Origin of the sequence: Methanooceanicella nereidis (assembly GCF_021023085.1) — an archaeon.
GTDB lineage: Archaea > Halobacteriota > Methanocellia > Methanocellales > Methanocellaceae > Methanooceanicella > Methanooceanicella nereidis.
On record NZ_PGCK01000010.1, the window covers coordinates 119,446 to 136,311 of the forward strand.

The 16,866-nt window shown below is 47.1% G+C and carries 18 protein-coding genes; 5 read left to right on the top strand and 13 right to left on the bottom strand.

From position 1 onward, the window contains the following. Positions 1–156: 156 nt before the first annotated feature. Positions 157–1,143, bottom strand: coding sequence for a GTP cyclohydrolase MptA (mptA, locus tag CUJ83_RS12180; RefSeq protein WP_230742597.1), 987 nt, complete (start codon positions 1,141–1,143; stop codon positions 157–159). 122 nt (positions 1,144–1,265) lie between these two features. Between mptA and mch the strand changes: the two genes are divergently transcribed. Next, positions 1,266–2,222 carry a methenyltetrahydromethanopterin cyclohydrolase gene (gene mch / locus CUJ83_RS12185; RefSeq protein ID WP_255668546.1) on the top strand — a complete coding sequence of 319 codons (957 nt, stop codon included), beginning with the start codon at positions 1,266–1,268 and terminating at the stop codon, positions 2,220–2,222. Between the two features lie 336 nt (positions 2,223–2,558). Here mch and CUJ83_RS12190 read toward each other — a convergent pair whose 3' ends face one another. Both CUJ83_RS12190 and CUJ83_RS12195 read right to left on the bottom strand, forming a co-directional pair. Beyond that, a complete protein-coding gene (locus CUJ83_RS12190) occupies positions 2,559–3,593 on the bottom strand; it encodes a beta-ribofuranosylaminobenzene 5'-phosphate synthase (RefSeq protein WP_230742599.1) in 1,035 nt (344 codons plus the stop codon). Positions 3,594–4,105: 512 nt separating this feature from the next. Next, complete coding sequence (locus tag CUJ83_RS12195; RefSeq protein ID WP_230742600.1) at positions 4,106–4,336, bottom strand: hypothetical protein; 231 nt, start codon at positions 4,334–4,336, stop codon at positions 4,106–4,108. Between the two features lie 150 nt (positions 4,337–4,486). Between CUJ83_RS12195 and mmp10 the strand changes: the two genes are divergently transcribed. Further along, complete coding sequence (gene mmp10 / locus CUJ83_RS12200; RefSeq protein WP_230742601.1) at positions 4,487–5,722, top strand: methyl coenzyme M reductase-arginine methyltransferase Mmp10; 1,236 nt, start codon at positions 4,487–4,489, stop codon at positions 5,720–5,722. Between the two features lie 9 nt (positions 5,723–5,731). On the opposite strand, the gene CUJ83_RS12205 is transcribed toward mmp10, so the two are convergent. Further along, complete coding sequence (locus tag CUJ83_RS12205) at positions 5,732–6,241, bottom strand: HEAT repeat domain-containing protein (RefSeq protein WP_230742602.1); 510 nt, start codon at positions 6,239–6,241, stop codon at positions 5,732–5,734. A 158-nt stretch (positions 6,242–6,399) separates the two neighbouring features. On the opposite strand from CUJ83_RS12205, the gene CUJ83_RS12210 reads away from it, so the two are divergent. Beyond that, on the top strand, positions 6,400–6,999 hold the full coding sequence (locus CUJ83_RS12210) for an alpha/beta fold hydrolase (protein ID WP_230742603.1): 600 nt from the start codon (positions 6,400–6,402) through the stop codon (positions 6,997–6,999). Here the strand turns inward: CUJ83_RS12210 and CUJ83_RS12215 are convergent. Further along, positions 6,996–7,505, bottom strand: coding sequence for a carboxymuconolactone decarboxylase family protein (locus tag CUJ83_RS12215; protein WP_230742604.1), 510 nt, complete (start codon positions 7,503–7,505; stop codon positions 6,996–6,998). The genes CUJ83_RS12210 and CUJ83_RS12215 overlap by 4 nt on opposite strands. Positions 7,506–7,644: 139 nt before the next feature. On the opposite strand from CUJ83_RS12215, the gene CUJ83_RS12220 reads away from it, so the two are divergent. Both CUJ83_RS12220 and CUJ83_RS12225 read left to right on the top strand, forming a co-directional pair. Continuing rightward, positions 7,645–8,040, top strand: coding sequence for a hypothetical protein (locus CUJ83_RS12220; protein ID WP_230742605.1), 396 nt, complete (start codon positions 7,645–7,647; stop codon positions 8,038–8,040). A 56-nt stretch (positions 8,041–8,096) separates the two neighbouring features. Next, entirely contained in the window at positions 8,097–8,717 is a 621-nt protein-coding gene (locus tag CUJ83_RS12225; RefSeq protein ID WP_230742606.1) for a hypothetical protein, read from the top strand. Between the two features lie 265 nt (positions 8,718–8,982). Here the strand turns inward: CUJ83_RS12225 and CUJ83_RS12230 are convergent, their stop codons facing one another. The 8 genes from CUJ83_RS12230 to CUJ83_RS12265 form a co-directional block, all read right to left on the bottom strand. Next, complete coding sequence (locus CUJ83_RS12230) at positions 8,983–9,903, bottom strand: methanogenesis marker 7 protein (RefSeq protein WP_230742607.1); 921 nt, start codon at positions 9,901–9,903, stop codon at positions 8,983–8,985. Positions 9,904–9,906: 3 nt separating this feature from the next. Next, on the bottom strand, positions 9,907–10,509 hold the full coding sequence (locus tag CUJ83_RS12235; RefSeq protein ID WP_230742608.1) for a methanogenesis marker 17 protein: 603 nt from the start codon (positions 10,507–10,509) through the stop codon (positions 9,907–9,909). Next, on the bottom strand, positions 10,502–11,749 hold the full coding sequence (locus CUJ83_RS12240; RefSeq protein WP_369424295.1) for a methanogenesis marker 15 protein: 1,248 nt from the start codon (positions 11,747–11,749) through the stop codon (positions 10,502–10,504). The genes CUJ83_RS12235 and CUJ83_RS12240 overlap by 8 nt, the downstream gene beginning before the upstream one ends. Positions 11,750–11,751: 2 nt before the next feature. Further along, on the bottom strand, positions 11,752–12,222 hold the full coding sequence (locus CUJ83_RS12245; RefSeq protein WP_230742610.1) for a methanogenesis marker 5 protein: 471 nt from the start codon (positions 12,220–12,222) through the stop codon (positions 11,752–11,754). Beyond that, positions 12,219–12,692 (bottom strand): methanogenesis marker 6 protein, encoded by a 474-nt coding sequence (locus CUJ83_RS12250; protein ID WP_230742611.1) that lies wholly within the window; start codon positions 12,690–12,692, stop codon positions 12,219–12,221. The genes CUJ83_RS12245 and CUJ83_RS12250 overlap by 4 nt, the downstream gene beginning before the upstream one ends. A gap of 2 nt (positions 12,693–12,694) precedes the next feature. Continuing rightward, positions 12,695–14,224 (bottom strand): methyl-coenzyme M reductase-associated protein Mmp3, encoded by a 1,530-nt coding sequence (gene mmp3 / locus CUJ83_RS12255; protein WP_230742612.1) that lies wholly within the window; start codon positions 14,222–14,224, stop codon positions 12,695–12,697. Between the two features lie 93 nt (positions 14,225–14,317). Then, a complete protein-coding gene (atwA, locus tag CUJ83_RS12260; protein WP_230742613.1) occupies positions 14,318–15,928 on the bottom strand; it encodes a methyl coenzyme M reductase system, component A2 in 1,611 nt (536 codons plus the stop codon). Positions 15,929–15,971: 43 nt separating this feature from the next. Next, complete coding sequence (locus CUJ83_RS12265) at positions 15,972–16,805, bottom strand: HAD family hydrolase (protein WP_230742625.1); 834 nt, start codon at positions 16,803–16,805, stop codon at positions 15,972–15,974. Between the last annotated feature and the right edge of the window lie 61 nt (positions 16,806–16,866).

Below are 16,866 nucleotides of genomic sequence, written 5' to 3' on the forward strand. Positions count from 1 at the left end.
TGCGCTTCGTGGTGAAAGCCAGTGGTCCTTTGTGTGCCTTTGTGGTCAAAGGGAAGATAGAATAAAACTATTAATTAAAATGATACACGGTTAAGTGTAAAAATAATATTAAAAAAGTTGAGAATGATCCGTCCGCATTTAAGCTTATAGACAGGATCAATCTTTACAGCCGCAGGTTATCTTTACCTGGTTCCCCTCTTGCTCAAGCTGCTGCTGCTCTTTTAATTCGGCACGCATCTTACCCATAGTGGTCTTGAGCTCGGCGAAAGCGTTGTGCTGGTGTATGCTCTCCTCATTGATCTGCTTGATCGTTATTACAGATTCGTCCGGCAGCTCGGTGAACCCTGATACAAGGCGTCTTGCCATGTCCCTGACACAGTCTTCGACGAACTTGGGGTTGCAATGGGCGTTCTTAACGACCTGGTGCTCGTCCAGCCTCTTTAACAGCTCATAGTTCATAGTGCTCATAGAATGCTCTATGATGTCTATGAGCTTGTTCAGCGAGACCTCGTGATCTCCCGTGACCTCGATGGACACGATGCCGTGTCCTCTCTGATTATGGGTGGCCATCGGTATTTTATTGAGGAACGCATCTATCTTGGACTGCTCTATGCCGAGGTCCTGAAGCTCCTTCTTTGCCTCTTCCTTCATGGCTTCCTGAGCACACGGGCATGCTGTTATGCCTACAACGTCAGCGCCAATGACTTTCCGGACCCGGATATTGTCATCCCTCTCGGCCATGGCCTTAGCGAATACTTTGACGACCTTTTGCGATTTCATCTCGCTCATCGGTGTCTTTCTTTTTACGATGTACTCGCTGTCCATGTGGACCTCTGACCTTGTCGCATATTCGTGCCTCTTGAGCAGGCGGCGGGCGACTTCTCCGCAAAGATCCTCGATCTCAAAGACCGGGGATTTAACAGCCTCTTCCAGTACCTCGTCGATAACTTCAAAGTTTCTCGATAGGTTTGCTCCTCGCCTTTCAGAGGGAAGGTCGACATACATGTTGAACGTAGAGATAAGTATGATAGGCCTCTTGTTCTCTCTTGCTACCTTTACTAGTTTTTTTACATTCGTAACGCCAACGCGTGAAAGGTTTATAGCGACCTCCGAGCGTGTGGCCTGAACATCTGGCAATATCATTATGATCATCCGCTTGTTTGAATATCTAGTTATCATGGCTTTAACAGTTTAATAGTTTTTGGGTACATGTGCGGGGGGAAAAATTAAAAACTAATGCTTGCTATTAAATCTTGGTGAAATTTTTGATCAGTGTCAACGAATTAGGTTATTCCATAGTTGAGGAGATGCTGGACTTCGCAGAGGATTATAAGGTCGAGCCCCAGACGCTTGCAAACGATTCAGTGGTCATCGACTGCGGTGTGAAGGCAGAGGGAGGCTACGAAGCCGGTCTGCTGTACACGCAGGTCTGCATGGGAGGACTCGCCACCCCGACCATAACACACAAGAAGCTGGGACACGAATTCTTCTTGCCTTTCATGGAAGTATCCACCGATTACCCGAGCATAGCCTGCCTTGCGGCACAGAAGGCCGGATGGCAGATAAAGGTAGAAGACTATTTCGCAATGGGTTCCGGACCCGCAAGGGCGCTGGCCCTTAAGCCGAAACACACCTTTGAGGTCATCGAGTACGAAGACGATTACGATTTCGCCGTGATCGCACTTGAAGCTGATAAGCTTCCGAACGAGAAGGTCATGGACTACATCGCTACCGAATGTGGCGTGGACTCCTCGAGCGTCGTCGCATTAGTGGCACCGACAAACAGCCTTGTCGGCTCCTTACAGATCGCGGGCCGTGTCGTCGAGATGGCCATCTATAAGCTCAACGAGATGGGCTTCGACACCCGCAAGATAATCAGCGCATTCGGCAGCGTGCCCGTACCTCCGGTCAAGAAGAACGGGGCGGTCGCCATGGGTACAACGAACGATGCGTCCATATACCACGGCAGCGTCACGCTCACGGTGAACGGCGGAGGCATTAAGGACTTCGTCAACAAGATCCCGTCCTCGACGTCGAAGGATTACGGAAGGCCGTTCTTCACGATATTCAAGGAAGCGGGCTTCGACTTCTACAAGATCGACAAGTCCATCTTCGCACCGGCAGAAGTTATCGTCAACGATATTTCTGCAGGCGAGACCTACCGCGCAGGAAAGGTCAACCCCGAAGTCATAATGGAATCTTTCGGCATAAAGAACATATAAATTAAATAAACCCTGAACAGGGGTTTATTTTTCACTCTTTTTTTAAAAAATGTAAATATCATTTTGTTTTTTTAGCCTTAGTTCAAGTTAACATCAATAGATTAAAATTAACTTATATATTGCTCATTTCATCATCTGCACAAAGGCGAAAAAAGAACACTAACTCTCACCACGAAGCGCACGGAGGGACACAAGGGTACACAAAGGACTTTTTAAGGATTAGCAGATACTAAAAAAATTTGTGGACATTTTCGCCTTCGTGCGCTTCGCAGTGAAAAATAATGGACCTCTGTAGCCCTATGAGAAAAATTAATTGTTTTACCTGCACAGCACGGCTTATATTATCTGGCTTACCACTTTGCTTCTGGATTCTGCCTTTTCCGCATTATCCAATACGGTGAAACCGTGGTTATTCGGGCCTGTGATCCAGCTTACATAAGGAGTGTCCATGTCATCGAGATGCTCGGTAACTGCCTTTCTTATCTCTATGGCATCATTATCGTTGTCAGTCAGTCCGAACACTGTCGGCCCAAAAGAGCTCATGCCGCTGCCATACGAGCCTGCGTTGTTCATGATGCTCAATAGGTTGGGAACGAGCGGAGATTTAAGCTGGACCTCGACGTTCTTGAAGCCTATGTTCTGCATGGTATTTATCGCCTTACCGAAAGTAGCGATGTCCTTTTCAAGTATTCCGGGGACCAGCTGCATGAGGATCACACGGCATATCTTATTCGTCTCTGTCTCATTAAGAGGGAAGGACGACTCGAAGATGTCTACTTCGGATTTTCCATGGGAACCCTCATAGTTCAACGGGGTCACCAGGACAAAACGCCAGTCCTCGGGAACATCGCACCGGAGGACCTGGGGGGACACCTTTGCTTTCGACGCGGATGAAGGCATACAGGATGATTTTTCCTTTCCTTTGCCGAAGCTGTGCCCGCAATCCAGTATAAATCCGCCCCGGTCAAAAGCGCGCACACCTATGCCGGAAGTGCCGCCCCTGCCGACAAGGCGGGAAAGTTCATCTATGTTCGTATAGCTGATACCGTACTCCCTGCAGATGGCATATGCGAGCGCAAGGCTCATCTGCGTTTTTGACCCGAAGCCTGCGTGGCTCGGTATCTCCTCTTCTACGGTAATTTCCATGTCCGGGAGAGGCCGGTTCAGCTTATTACAGATATTTTGAGCGATATCCTGAATAAGCTTTGGATTTGATCCATTGACCTGGAACGATTTTCCTCTACGAATGGACAGCACGTTGCCAGGGTTAGATAACGAAACTCCGGTACCACCGTCGATCCGGCCCAGATCCCCGTTAAAGTCTATCAACCCAAAATGCAAACGTGAGGGCGTTGAGATCTTAAATTTCATTGGTCAATCATCCTTAACTTAAATGCCTATTATTTACCATTTATGACATATATAGTTAATTATCGCCGGTATCCAGAAAATACCAGTTCTGTTGCCCATCCATGAAAAATAATTTTCAGGGCCATATATCCTGTGATATTATGCCTATCTAGGTCACTTTATTCATTTATATTGATTTCGATAGATGCACAAACATGTAGTATTGAACTTTTATATATTATAGAATTTTCGGAAGGTAACCGCTTTTTTACCGGAAATATAGCTGAGGATAATGTATTCTTATCTATCGGGAAAAGACAGTTAAGATATTGAGGATAATTCCGGGCATGATAGTCCTGACGTAAAGTCCCGGCCTGATAAAATGTTTAATCTTAAATAAGTCTTTAAAATGCTTTATTTACAAAAATTAGTACAAATTACTTCTCTTTTTGAAAATACAATCTTTTAATTTAGAATTAAATAGAAAATTTACTTATATAAACATATGATAGTTATTATTTGGAAACGTCACGTTAAAGCCGTTTTCCCAGGCTAACAAAAGAAGTGGAAACGCCGCTGTAGTGCTTCCTTGCAGGAAGTGTTACGGCGGCATTTGTCATCCATTTTTTAATCGATACTTTTGTTGTTTTGAACGTATGTATGTGGTCTTGTTTTTTTCCAATAGGCCTGGCTCTCTCTAATATCTCAAAATATATTATAAAGGCGTTGAGTCTTTGAGATGAGAATGCATCAAATTCTGGCACAACATTAAGGATATCTATCAAAGGACAATGAAATTATAAACCAACGAACTAATGGCACACAAACATAAAATCATCTGGAAAGCTATATGTGTAATTCCTTCCATACTTATTGAAAACCATATAGCTGGATAAAGATAACTGGTGTGAACAATGGTCGAGGTATTAGCTGACGTAGGCGGGAGTCCGGGTAAGGACTGTAAAGGATTTTGCAAATACTGTTATTTCAGGAATGTAAAGGAGGTCCCGCCATTCGGCTGTAAGTATTGTTTCCCGTTCCAGAAAGGCTGTGATTATTGCACCCGGGGCGTAAGGGAGCAGTATTCCGGATTTAAGCCGCTGGAGATGGTAATGGCCGAAATAACGAACTCCATAATGTTCACTCCGAACATAGAAAAGATCACCATTAGCGGCGGCGGTGACGTAAGCTGCTATCCCCAGTTGAAAGAGCTGGTATCATATTTGAGCCAGTTCGGGATACCCATACACCTCGGGTACACCAGCGGCAAAGGGTTTGACGGCCCGGAAGACGCTGACTTCTTTATCGAGCATAACGTTACAGAGGTAACTTTCACGGTATTCTCTGCCGACCCCAAAAAGAGAAAAGAATACATGAACGATAAGCATCCGGAAGAGTCTCTGGAAGCGCTGAAAAAGTTCTGTAAACATTGCAAGGTATACGCGGCATCTGTGCTGGTACCTGGCGTCAACGATGGCGACGACCTCATAAATACCTGTGACACGCTTAAAAAGTGGGGCGTAAAAGGAGTGTTGTTGATGAGGTTCGCCAACAGCGAAGAGCAGGGCCTGATACTGCAGAACGGACCTATTATCAAAGGCGTGGTCCCGCATACTGTCGAACAGTTCGAGTCCATAGTGAAGGATATAGCGTCAAAATATTCTTTCAGGGTAGCGGGAACTCCGCTGGGCGATCCGAAGTTTGGCTCTCCTTTCGCCATACGTAACGATCCGAAGAAGCTGCTGAAGCTTCCAAAGGTGACAAAGGAAGCTACCATCATTTCAGGTAGTATCGCCGGGCCGCTAATCGCAGATATCTTCGCTAAACTGGGCAGCAGCGTAAACGTAGTCCCGGTCAAAAAGGAGATAGCGTGCCTCATGACAATATCGGACCTCAGGGGCATCAACCTTAAAGAGGTTAAGGAGACGGTCATATTGCCGGGAAGGGCTTTCTTATTCGACAAGGAGGCTGAAGAGATACTTTGCAGCGACGGCGTCGACCGTTTAGTGCGCAGAGGACCTGACAGGCTGACGGCAGACGGCGAAATGACCATCGGGATGAAAAAGTCCGATGTAATAAAATTCGAGGTGGAGGCATTCACCGAGCTGATAGAGCTGATCAACGCTATCGGGTTGCCCCCGAAAGATTAAAATAAAATTTTAAAAGTTCGTCAGAGCCCTTTTTACCTGTATCTTTTTTATCGCCTGATCTGCGCTCCGCTTTACCTGGTCATAATCCTCTTTGGCGGCTTTTTTCAATGGCCCCAGCGCTTTTTCGCTCCCTATCTCCCCCAGGGCATAAGCGGCCATAGCCCGGACATCCGCGTTTTTATCGGTGTTCAGTGCATCTATGAGCGGGTCGACGGCCATTAGGTCTTTAGTCGCCGCAAGGCTGCAGGCGGCATCTACTGCCAGTTTCGGGTCTTTAAGATTATTGATCAAGGTCTCGACATCATGGTCCACTGCCATATTAACATTCTTTTTTCTCATCGCTATTTCGACGATCTTGATGAATATGATCATTCCGGCAATCACAAGTGCTGTCATGCCCAGGACATATAACAGACTTTCATTGCTTGAGGGGACTTCCTCTGATTGCGCATAAGCTACGGGCACAATAAAAATGGCACACAGGATAGTTATCAATAATATTGTATAATGGCGATCCATCTCAACTTCCTCCGGTTAGACCATTATTGTATCTTTTCAACATATTTAAGAATTATCTTATTTATTCATCGATATGACAGGTTATGACATTTAAGCGATATGTCTTCCTTGAATTGTATCAAAAGAGCTATTTGAAGCATAAGCGAATATAACATATTATGCCTTTGGAAGTCGAGAGCCTGGAAATAAAAAACAGGAATGGTCTGATAAAGGGAGAGCTTTTCAAAGTGTATACTGACCGCGGGATATTGTTCTTGCATGGTAAAGATGATTACAGGTACGGCCCGTCCGGGATGTATAAAAAGATCTCCGATGAGCTGATAGGTTATGGTATCGCGTCGGCCTTTATCGATTTCCGGGATGAAGACGATCAGGATGAATGCGTCTCGGACATCCTTGCGTCCCTGGACCACATCGACAGCAAATACGGAATTGACAGGATATGTATCGTAGGATGGGGGATAGGCGGCTCTTCAGGCATATCGGCGACAATAAAAGACCTGAGAGTCCAGACGGTCATAACAATATCCAGCCAGGCTTACGGTATGGAAAATATCGAATATCTCGCTCAGAGACCTATCATGATGGTCCATGGCGTGGATGACAATAAGATATCATTTCAGAACACTGTCGACATAGCCAGACACGTTCAAGGGCCAAAACAGCTAATACTGCTGCCTGACGGGGACCATGAACTTAGCAGTTATAAAGAGAAGATGGCCGATATGATAAAAAACTGGGTACTTAAGTATCTTTAGATCTTGTCAGCGTCCTTATTGTTGTTCCCGTTGCTGCCGGTATGATTATTGTTCTCATAGACCACACAGCTTTTACAATTATACTCGGACAGCTCTTCCTGGGCCTTTGTCTCGTTCTTGTGGTTCTCAAACACCCTCATGGCCTGGGCCAGAGCTGCGGTGTTTGAAAAAGCGCTTGCCAGAAGTATGGCTTCGAACATCTCTTCTTCCTTGATACCTTTCCTGCGGGCTACACGCAGATGCATGTTAAGGCAGTGGTCACATTTTAGTGAGGTGGCTACGGCTATAGAAATAAGCTCTACTGTCCTCTCATCAAGGTGCTCAGGGTTTCTCAGGACAGCGTCATCGTAGATCATCTTTGGTAAAAGAACGTTTGGCTTATCGCTCATTGCCTTAAGAATGAAAGGGATCTCTCCGTAATCGTTCTCGATGTTCTTTAATAAGTCGTTTACCGCATCTTCAGGCTCTTTTCCAAAAATATTCTTTAGAGTGTTTTCAAATTTCAACAATTATCACGACCATTTATGCCTGAGCCATAATCTGCCTGTGAAGTAGATTATCTATTGTATGCAGACTATTTAAAAGTACCGTATTACTGAATATGAGCGAAAAGCTTTATGATAAGCGTGTCACGAATATCTGAATATGCTAAAAAAATATTTTCCTTATATTATTTCTGTTATATTATACATTATAGCTATAACGATCATTAACCTTATAGGAATCATTATCTATGGCATCGTTCTCGGCGGAGGCGAAATTGACATCCTGAAGATATCGGACCTTTTGTTCTTCGAGGGCGGCATTATCCTGACCATTGGCGCTTTCATGGAGTTCTTCAAAGGCCGGGGCTCGGGTATGTCTTCAAGGGTGTTTTTATCCCCTTATGAATTGATCTCTAAATGGACTGTCTTTGAGATGAAGGACTATGAGGAAATGATAAAATATGAAAATGAGATACCGCTGGGCTGGGTATTGATACTGACGGGCGGCCTCATGATACTGTTATCATTATTCTTCGCACTCATTTTAATGAAATAAAGTGTATGAACGATGGTTAGAAAAGCTTTAAATCCGTACACTTTTAATTTAGTAGTATGTTCGTCAAAAAATGGTATGTTAAGGTAGCGATGATACTTGCTATTTCTTTACTTGCCGCGGTAGCCATGCCTATCGTCTATGCCGATGAAAACATAGTGCTGAACCAGGAGTACCTGAGAAAAGGCACGAATATTAAAGTAAATCTCATAGAGGTCGATATATCCGAAAAACAACTGGGAAGCAAGACTTCGCCTTACCCTCTTGAAGAGACAAAATGGGTGAGGCTTGTCTACACATACGAGAACCTGGGAGATAAGTCAGAAAAAGGTTATCTCAATATTAAGTTCCTGGATACTGATAATAACGAATATCCGATGGGAGAAGTTGAATATACGGGCCGTGATGTAGCCCCACATTCGTTCTCCGAGGTCAGGTTCATAGAGATACCGGTGCCAAAAGATGCGGTGATCGATAGGTTCGTCATCATACAGGGATTTGATGAGACCACATATAATATACCGCAAACAGAAAAGCCTACGCCGACACCGGCAATAACGGCGACACCGGGGCCGACACAGGAGCCGCCTAAAACATGCATGCCATTCCTGCCGTTCATGATAGCGGGATCGGTGATATGTATAGGACTGGCCATCAACAGGTATGGGTTTAAGAGATAAGCTCGCTGCTTATCTTAAATTTTAATTTATACGGATATTTTTCTTTGTTTTCTATATATTATTATCATATACGGTGTCACTGATAATGATCCGTCAGGCAGAGTGATTGATTTTAGAAACGTTGAGCCTTTGAGAAGAGAATGCATTACATCAACGTACAGCATTATCAAATCGCCCCCATATCCTGCAGAGGATACAAGACCAAAGAGTTTACGGCATACACAAATAAATTGTCAGAAAAATAATAAAGGGGATCATGATATTGTTATATCACAAATCCGGTCTCTGACTTTGGCTTTATTCGTAACAGGATAAAGTCCCTCATCTTTGAAGGTTGTACGTTTGCCACTTCTCGCATATATACACCTTCATCGAAACGAATGTTCAAGATCTTATCCTTATACTCATCATAAGGAAGCTTTATCCTCGCGCCGTCCAGGTTGAGCGTTATAGCGTTAGGCGATAGTACCAGTGCGACATCAGGAACCTGTTTCTCTATCTCCTGCATCACTCTCGGCGGGCTGACGCTCAACTGGTCCTTGTTCAGGTCTTTTCGCCTGTCCTCAAGGATCTTCCCGATAGTGTTGACGATCTGGTCCATTTTTTCCATCTCTTCCCTGCGCTTCAGCCTGTGGGCCATCCTGCCCAGTCCTCCGATATATGCGGTGCAGTCAGGCAGGTCGCAAACGTCCATCTCAGGTCCGCCGACGACGACTATCGGCACGTCTATGTCCCGGAAAAGCTTTGTCTTTACTTTAATGCATTCCTTAAAATTGCCGAACAGGAATAAAGCTATGTCATGCTCGTTAATGAGGTCTGTCTCATAAGCCGTAAGCTGGGCGACTCTCTTTCCCACGCCCCTTGCAAGGCCTATCATATTTGTCTTAGCCCCGTTCCGGCGCAGGTATTCGGCAATGTCGCACGCAAGGTGCGGAAGGTGCTGGTACGCCAGCGTGGGAGTAATGACAGCGATCTCTGTGCCGGCAAGAGGAGATCTTATCAGCTTTCCGAGCAGCTCCTTTGCTTTTGCCTCGACAAGCGGCATATCGGCCTCGGGGACAAGCATGATGGCGATGATATCAAGCTGGGTGATATTCTTTTGGAGAATGTAACCGCCAAGGTCTTCCACCAGTTCCAGCATCTGCTCGTGCTTATATATACCGCCCTGGTACATCACCGGTTCCATTCTTTATTCCTCCGCCCCTATGTCTTTTCTCAGCCTTTTGCATATCTCTATCCATTCCGGTTTGATCGGATCCTCGGATGCGATAAAAGCAAGCATTTTTTCCGAGATAAAGTGCTTTCTTATACGGAAGCCTTCCGGGGCGATACGTAAAAGCGCCTCTATCACGTTCTTTTTCAGCTCATCCCTGGGGTTATAGACCACTATTTCCGATAATTCGTCTATCTGGGTGGCGAGATCGCCTTTGAAAGGCACTATCACGGAAGTCCTGTCCGTCTGGATGACGTTTTCCCTTCCGTATTTCATGAACAGTTTTCCTACTATCCTGGACGCATACTGCTCTTCGTTCACCGAGACCAGCAGGCCTTCATTAACGCTATTAATATCTGCAGCATCGCCTAATGTCAGGGTCGGCAGCCCGCCCCTGAAAAGGCCCACCACTATAAATACAGGCTCTTTCGGGTCGATATAGACCTTTAGCCTGCCTATTGCCCTGGCGATGTTAAGGTCAGAAAGGATGTCACGTATGACCTCATCATACTTTTTCGCCCCTTCCTCCTCCGCGCATTCTACCGTGAATACTTCCAGAGGCTCCATAGCTTCAGTCATTATTTCCTTCCCCTCCCCTTAGCCCGGAGACCAGGAGAGCAGAGCCTACAGCGCCTATGTGTTGAGAGTAGGGGGGAACGACTATGTCCATCTTCAGGAGATCGCTCATCGCCTTGACAAGACCTATGTTCAGCGATGAACCGCCCACCATTATCACAGGCTTCTTGACCTCGACTTCCTGTAACTGTTGCTCGAAGACCTGTTCCGCCACGCTGTAGCAGGCTGCTGCAGCCACATCCTCTCTCGATTTGCCGAGCGATAGCGAATTGATAAGGCTTTGTGTGCCGAAAACGATACAGTAGCTGTTCATGGTCACATTATTATAATCACCCTTTATCGCGAGGGAACCCAGCTCTGAGACGTCAACGCCCAGGCGTGCAGCGGACTGTTCAAGGAACCTGCCCGATGCGCCGGCACATATGCCGCCCATGGTGAAAGTCCCGGGTATGCCGTCCAGCACAGAAATTGCCTTATTGTCCATACCGCCGATATCGATGACGGTCGCCGGCCCTTTTTGGGCGTTGGCCAGATATACCGCGCCTTTTGAGTTCACGGTCAGCTCTTCCTGGATCAGTTCGGCATTATAGTGTTTGCCTATCAGGAAACGCCCGTAGCCGGTCGTGCCGAGCCCGTCCAGCTCTTCGCGCTTCACACCGGCCTCTTTTAACGCGATGGTGAAAGCCTCGTCAGCGCTCTTGAGGACGTCCGTGGTCTTTACCCATCCGGTGCCTATGATCTTGTTATCACGCATGATGATAGCCTTGGTCGTGCTTGAGCCCGAGTCTATGCCGGCAGTCAGTCCTGTCTGCTCCTCCCTTGCAAGAAGGCTGCGCCTTAATGCAGTGGTGGAAAGCGCTTCCATCCTGGTCAAGAGTGTCTCGTGGCTCGTACGTTCCGTGAACGAGTAACTGATAACGGGGAGTCCTGATTTTTGGTGAATATAATCTCTGAGACTGTTACGCACTATCGCGCCTTCCGCGCATCTGAAACAGGTCGTGATGAACACCGCATCCGCCTTTGTAGTGCCTTTTACTATGCTCTGTGCCCGCGCTATCATAAGCCTCAGGTCAGGGCTTGCCACCTGCAGGCCGAACTCATCGGATATTTCCTTTATCCGGCCTATCTCTACCTCAGGAAAAACTATCTGCGCGTTGACCTTGGCGGCGGCTTCCTCTATCTCATGCTGGACGCCGCTGTACTCTGAGCCGCAGGTCAGGTGTGCTATCCGGATCTTTCTCATCTTCATTCCTCCTCGGCCCGTGCTTTTTCCTTTTCCTGCTTCATCAGCTTATCCAGGAACTCTTTCACCTGCAGGACAAGATTTTTAGCATCGTTCTCGCTCTTCGGGTATTTTAGCTCCAGCACAGGGATGTCCTTCATTCTGACGACGTATTTGATAAGCTCGTTTGTCCTTGCGCATCCCATGCAGCCGAACATGTATTCGGCATCCTCGATTATGATCGCCGCCTCTGCCTGCTCTATCAGCGGGTCAACTATGGCCATTCTCCCCCTGACACCCGAGGGTATCTCGATCGCAGCCCACTTTAGGCCCTTCTTTGGGTCATCCGGGGTCACGTTCAACGGAGGGGAATCGAGACCCGGCGTGTTGACCTTTTTCCTTATCTCGGTCATCAGCGCCAGTGGTTCATGACCGAACCTTTCCACAAGGTCCGATAATATCAGGCTATTAGTCGGATAGATGAAAACTTTCATTTCTTTGATCCCTCTCCTTTCTTTGAAGTCTCCTCATCGATTATTTCTTTGAATCTATCAACGTCAAGATTTTTTGGAACCGGTTGCGATATCGGCTTGCTGCCCCTATCTACCAGTATCAGCCCCTTTGAAATGTCGGGGAGAATGTCCAGTTCGCATTTTAGCTGGTGGAAACCGGGCCTGGGGCCGCCGCCTCTGTCTGCCCTGCACCGGCGCGGATCGCCGGGCGGGAATCCCCTCTCCTTTGAAAAGATTTTATAGGGATTCAGTTTCCTTAGCTCCATTATCACGTAATCGACATCTTTCCTTTTTCCAGTCACCATTAGACCAAAGCAAGTTTCCTTTATCGTCACGTCACTGGATACCTTGTATGCGGCAAGTGCGAGGTTCGATGGTAACTCTGTGTCGGATATGACCACGATCTTCGTGATAACTTCTTCGTCTCTTGCCTTTGCTTTTGCCTCTACCATCTTTAAACCTCTATAAAGTATATCGTATCTTTTTCTCTAACCTTTTTCAATTTACTCATGTCCGCAATTCGTCCTATGATGTTCGTCGCATCGTATTTTTCGCCGGTAGGGCCGAACTTCACACTATCGCTGAACCTCACGCCCAGCATACCCATATGTTTAGCTGACATGTTAGTCAGCCCCATTTCTCCGCACTTCACCGTCGAGCCCGACTCGGGCTTGTTCTCGGGTATAAGCTCTCCGACCGTCACCGGCTTTCCTTTGAACAGTAAAGTATCCTCGTATTTGAAGTATACCGACAGGGAGCCCACCTTATGCTCCTTCAATCCGCTTGCACGCCTGAAGTACTCGGTCGATGCGGGTGCGATGTCATTGTAAAGTCTGATCCCTATGAGGTCATCCCCGGGTATGGACTTGATCTTTACGCTGCCCGAAGAGAATATTTCCATGGTCGTTTTTGGCACCTGTTCGACGACCACGGCATCGTCGCCTTCATATCCGCTTTTTTCGTATTTTATGCCGGTCTCCGAAAGAAACTCTTCAGCGTCTTTTAGCGAAAGACCGAGCATGCTCAGCCTTTCCGGCCGTGTCCGTACGGCGATCATCTGTCCAGGGGAAGCCAGTCTCACAAGTTCAAGACCTTTCGTGATGTTCCCGATTATCGAATGATAAATATTTGAGGTCATATCCGACTTTGAGATATATATGCGGCCTTTTCCGCGTCCGTCAGTCCTGACGCTGATAGACCCCTCGCTCCTTGCCGCGAGGTTTTCATACGGGCATGATTCCCCGAGCATAATGTCCGTGGACAGGAACGAACTGGCGACAAAATCCACCCTGAAGGTCTTATCCTTAACTGCCGCATAGAAATGTTCAGCGCCGTCCCTGGCACGATCGTTAAGCTCGACCTCGATCTCGGAATGTATCTCCATGCCGTCTTCAAGGGGTATTGAGACATCTGTAGTGACAAGCTTATTGGTAAACTTTTCAAGCGTTATGACCGGCTCGATGGTCTCTATCCTGTCTTCGCCGGTGAGGTTCGCAAGCACGCTTCGGCCTGATACTACCCGGGCAAACTTTCCGCCCCCTTTTACGCCATAATCCGAAAAGTGATCGGATTTACAAATGATAAGATAAGTGTTCTTAGAGTCGTATCCGCCCGTGCCAAAGCATACGTCCCACCTGTGATATTCGAATTCGCCTTTCCCGGCAGGCACGCCTGAAGACACCGGGCCGACAGATATCGCCTGTGCATCAGCCCATTTTAATTGTGTGTCCTTTAATTTACTGTAAGTATCGAGCCAGAATTTTTTCATACGCTCATCCGTAAGCTCGATGATCAATTCTCCACGTGTCGTTACTATTCGAAACTCGGTCGCCACTTCCTTTCGGGCCTCTTCCCTGCCCATCACAATGCCTATGACAGTGTTGGGGACATATTTCGTGCCCGATTGGTCGAGAGCGTCCAGAAGAATAGAGCCAGGCCGCAGGGCTAGTTTTTTCTCGTTAACTTCGACAACTATCTGTTCCATTACCCTCTGCTCCGTCCTATACTACTCTTTTTTTAAATCATATACTTTCTATAATAATGTAAAAATTAAATTAAAAAGGCGGGAATGACCTGTTCAGGGCCCGCGAGCCATGATCTCGCGCTCCTGCTCTGAGACTTTATTGAGAACGGATTCCACATCCCCAATCTCTACGATCTTTCCAGCCCTCATGAGCATCGCCCGGTCGCATACCATTTTGACGAACTCCATGTCATGCGATACTATGACAAAGGTCTCTCCGATCTCTTCTCTCGAGGATAATATCGAGCTCGCGACATCCCTCTTTGTGATCGGGTCCATAGTTCCTGTCGGCTCATCAAGGACCACCATACGGGGCTCCTTGATAAGGACCTGCGCAAGCGCTACCCTGTGACGCTCGCCTTCCGAAAGCTCGCCGGGATATATGGACAGGATCTCATCCGCCCTATCCTCGGAGAACCCGGCTATCATCAGCGTATGTATCGCCTTTCTTTCCGCCAGTTCTGCAGGGAATTCCAGGCCTATGGCATCAGTCAGGTTATCCACGATAGTCCTGTGCGGGTACAGGTCGAATTCCTGGTGAAGAAGCCCGATATATTGCTTCGCCCTGCCTCTTGCGTAGTATCCCGGCTCCAGCATGTTGATCCAGTCGTCGCCGATACGGACCTCGACCATGCCCTGTGTCTCTTCCAGGTTTCCTGTGACTGCGTTCGAAAGAGATGTCTTGCCGGCACCACTCACGCCGATTATTCCGAATATTTCCCCTTCTTTTACCTCAAAAGAGATGTTGTTTATCGCTTTTATGACGCCGCGGTCTATTGAGAAATATGATTTTCGGAGGTCCTTTACACGAAGGATGGGTTCGCCTGCAGTATATTCCCTCTTTTCGAAAGCCTTCTGGAACTTCATGAACTCCTTTATGACGTCATCCGGAGCCCCTACCATCGTGATCTCGCCTTCGTCCATAAGGACCGCCCTTGTCGCGATATCGCTGATGACCTCATAGAAGTGAGAGGTGATAAGGACTGTCATGTTATAGTTCTTTGCCGCATTGATAATGCTCTGGTGCACGATCTTTGCGGTTTTCGGGTCGAGCGTGCCGGTGGGCTCGTCGGCGAAGAGCACCATCGGCTCTTTGGCCATCTGCCTTGCAAGCACCACTCTTTGCTTCTCACCGCCCGAAAGGTCCCTGGCAATATGCATCATACGGTGTGACAGCTTGACCTGTTCAAGGAGGTCGGCCGCCCTTTGCACTATCTGTGACTGTGAATAATTGATATCGTCGAGGGCCCTGATCACGTTCTCTATTACGCGGTCGTCCCCGTATAAAGCGAACGTCCTCTGTATCATTATGGCGACACGTCTGGCTATCGCGCGTCTTTCTTTATCCGGTGCGTCCTCGTCAAGTATATCGACGTCCCATTCGGACATATTTCCACCGCATTTCGGGCATTGTTTACCGACCCATGAAGGCGGGTTAACGAATCCGCAGGAATCGCAACGGGCAGTGTGATAAATAACGCTTCCCGATGCAGGGATATCTTCATCAAGGCCTCTGAGCACGTGGAGCAGTATAGTCTTTCCGGCTCCGCTCCTGCCTATGATACCCAATGTTTCCCCCTCTTCTATAGTGAGATTGATGTCCTTTAAGACCCTCTTTTTGCCGTAAGTCACGTTCAGGTTTTTAATCTCGATAAAGGCAGTCACGAATTAAACCTCCGATTAAATGATCATGAATGAAATTATCCATTTACTGATTCTTTCTATTTTGCTCTTTTATCATATGTAAACTTTCCTCGACAATATTTTCGACCTCAAGTATGTTGTCGACAATAAGGTCTGCGCTCTCATAAAGTATCACTGGCCTGGTGCCATCCTGCTGTAAAGTCAGCACCCCCATGTCAGCAGCCTGAAAAGCAAGCTGGTCATTAATACCGTCGCCGACCATTATCACACGGTCATATTTTTCTTTCAGGCTCATTACGACATCCCTTTTTCCCGAAGGGGACAGTGCGTCGTATACGTTAGATAATGGGATCTTTAGCTCCTCTGCCAGCGTTATCAAAGACTTATAATTATCGCCGGATGCGATGTAGACATCGGCCCCTGACGCCATTATCCGGCCGATCATCCCGGTGACTCCCGTAAAGAGCTTTCCCCCCGTGGCCAGCACATAAGGTATTGACCGGTTAGCGATGTCGACTACAAGCCCTATATTCACATAATATATATCCTTACACTTAAATTTAACCGCCGCTATCGCTTCCTGCAGATCCCCGATAGTCGCTGAACGATCCTCTATGGCTGCTTCCCGGATTTGTTCACCGGGGCATTTTGTGCCTCTGCATACAATATCCATCAATATGTTATTCTTATCGATGAATTCGGAAACATAGATATCTTTGTCGATACCGAATATTTCCACAGGCTCCGCTTTTAACGCGACCAGCGCACAGTTATGGCCTTTTACGATTATGTTAGTCGACACTACGTTCTCGACCAGCTGTTTTCGGGCTACGTCCTTTGCCACGCGGTACACTTTTAACAGGGTTCCCGCGCTGTCAAATACTATTGCTGTTCTCATAGGCAACTTAATTACTCGAATATTTTTGTCATTTTAGTTATGACCGTATATAATTTTTATT